At 35.8% G+C, this 2,202-nt stretch carries 2 protein-coding genes, 3 tRNA genes and 1 rRNA gene; 3 read left to right on the top strand and 3 right to left on the bottom strand.

The annotated features are described in order from the left end of the window. Positions 1-23 precede the first annotated feature (23 nt). The 3 genes from ACTND6_RS10925 (at position 24) to ACTND6_RS10915 (ending at position 376) form a co-directional block, all read left to right on the top strand. Positions 24-96 (top strand) — tRNA-Ala (locus ACTND6_RS10925). A 109-nt stretch (positions 97-205) separates the two neighbouring features. After that, a tRNA-Ile gene (locus ACTND6_RS10920) sits at positions 206-282 on the top strand. 21 nt (positions 283-303) lie between these two features. Next, positions 304-376, top strand: a tRNA-Ala gene (locus ACTND6_RS10915). A gap of 392 nt (positions 377-768) precedes the next feature. Here ACTND6_RS10915 and ACTND6_RS10910 read toward each other — a convergent pair. The 3 genes from ACTND6_RS10910 to rrf all read right to left on the bottom strand — a co-directional run. Continuing rightward, positions 769-918: a hypothetical protein gene (locus tag ACTND6_RS10910; protein WP_441024261.1), complete on the bottom strand. Its 150-nt coding sequence runs from the start codon at positions 916-918 to the stop codon at positions 769-771. A 153-nt stretch (positions 919-1,071) separates the two neighbouring features. After that, complete coding sequence (locus tag ACTND6_RS10905; RefSeq protein WP_441024259.1) at positions 1,072-2,004, bottom strand: beta-propeller fold lactonase family protein; 933 nt, start codon at positions 2,002-2,004, stop codon at positions 1,072-1,074. Between the two features lie 100 nt (positions 2,005-2,104). Next, positions 2,105-2,202, bottom strand: a 5S ribosomal RNA gene (rrf, locus tag ACTND6_RS10900); the annotation flags it as partial.

Genomic DNA, 2,202 nt, shown 5'->3' with positions numbered 1-2,202 from the left:
CATTTATTCTCATATTGCATCCTGGGGTTATAGCTCAGCTGGGAGAGCACCTGCTTTGCAAGCAGGGGGTCAGGGGTTCGATTCCCCTTAGCTCCACTTCTAAAGATCGTCGATTGACGATCTTTTTTTTTGAATTTTCGAAAAGTTTTTATTGACATATTACCTATGTCTTGATATTATATTTAAGCACTGTTGAGAAAGATATGGGCCTGTAGCTCAGGTGGTTAGAGCGCACCCCTGATAAGGGTGAGGTCGTTGGTTCAAGTCCATTCAGGCCCACCATTTATTCTCATATTGCATCCTGGGGTTATAGCTCAGCTGGGAGAGCACCTGCTTTGCAAGCAGGGGGTCAGGGGTTCGATTCCCCTTAGCTCCACTTCTAAAGATCGTCAATTGACGATCTTTTTTTATCAAAAAAATTTTGTCGCGAATAGCGAATCAAAGAAGACCACGAGATAATGAAAAACTATGAAATACGTTAACAGCATATGATGTTTGGAAACCATCATATATTTGATGAAGATACATCATTGACTGACACCGTCAATCAGATGATGTTGATAAGTATCAAATAAATACTATCTAGATAAAGAAAAACAGGATATGTACTATAAAAGTGTTCTTAATGAGTAAAATAGTATCTATCCTGTTCTTTTACATTCTAAGAGATGCTGATAATTGGTCTGAATATGGCAGCAATATTTCAACCAGTTCTTCTGTTATTGTTTCTGCTGCAGACAGCTGATACAGTACATAGATCAGATACTTCTATGCATCCAGGCGGTTCATTCTTGCTGAAACAATTAAACCGAACCACATAGAAGTTGCCTGTACAGCTCCTATTGTATCCGCAAGCAGAAATTTCTTTCTTGCCATTGCAATCTGCAGAATAGAATTTTGAATATACCTGATATCCATCTAACTGTATCACTCCTCAATAGTTATCAAGGATATCATTCACGTTTTCCTGACCTCTGTCTTTTTTGTAATAGAACAGTGGCTGCATCTGATAAAAAGAAGCATTAAGTATACATAATAAATGATACTGAACATGCTTCATAGCTATGAAATTTATTGCTGAATTAGAGCAACAACTTCTGGCACTTCAATTCTGTCTACAATCTTCCCTAGTGTGCCGTCATCATTGATTTTAAAGCTAACTACTTCATTCGTATTCTTATTAGCACACAACAGATAATGATCTAATAAAATAAAATCTCGTGGATGCTTTCCACCACAGCTCACAGTTTGAATTACTGTTGGCTTATGATCTTCTAACTCAATCACAGAGATGACGTCTTTCGTTCTTGTAGAAACATATATAAACTTTTCATCATCGCTTAAGCGAATTGCTGCTGTATCTCTGACATGAATTTCCTGACTCATTAAAACAGGAATTTGATGAATAATATTCCATTCATTTGTTTCTATAACAAATAGTTCATTGGATAGTTCCGATACTAAATATAGATACTTTCCATCTTTTGAAAATACTCCATGTCTAGGACCAGTATTTGCATTGAAATGAATGGATCCAATTTTTTTTAAAGAACGATCAAAGATAAATACACGGTCCAAAAATAGACAAGGGACAAGAATACGATCATGAAAAACAAGTATCTGATGGCATCCTGCACCATCCTGGATCTGAATAGAATTCATAAACTTCAATTCATCTTGCACAAGTTTTAAATGTGTAACAACACCAGTATGATAATTAGCAGTATAAATATCATCATCTTCAGATGTAATGAAACAAGAGGTTCTTTTTTCAAATGCAATTTTACTTTTAATGTCTCCTTCCGCATTGATTAAAGCAACACCACTCTCATAATCAAAATCAGCAACAGTAATTAAACAATTATCTTTTTTCGATAAGTACTTTGGATTTTTGATTTCACAAAACAATTGTGAAGAAGATAGCCTTCCATCTTCAAATGAAAAGCTGTAAATCCCCTGTGAGGATTTCGCGGTATAGGTACCCGCATAAACCATAGTTTTCATATCACTATTTTATAACAAAAAAAGATAGCTTTCACTATCTTCATATATAAACTTCTGATATTCATACAAGGTATTGTACAGACAAATAAAAAAAGCAAAGACCTGGCAACGTGCTCGATTCACCGTAAGGCTATTTTTGCCGCTGATGTGCTTAACTTCTGTGTTCGGGATGGGAACAGGTGTGACCACATCGCTATC

The organism is Bulleidia sp. HCP3S3_C9 (assembly GCF_052064035.1).
Classification (GTDB): Bacteria; Bacillota_I; Bacilli_A; order Erysipelotrichales; family Erysipelotrichaceae; genus Bulleidia.
Note: the sequence above shows the minus strand (reverse complement) of the source record. Positions and strands in the feature narration are given on the sequence as shown.

What these genes read in the sequence shown, in the direction of transcription:
- ACTND6_RS10910 (WP_441024261.1), bottom strand. Translation starts at nt 918, where the DNA reads ATGGATATCAGGTATATTCAAAATTCTATTCTGCAGATTGCAATGGCA.
- ACTND6_RS10905 (WP_441024259.1), bottom strand. Translation starts at nt 2,004, where the DNA reads ATGAAAACTATGGTTTATGCGGGTACCTATACCGCGAAATCCTCACAG.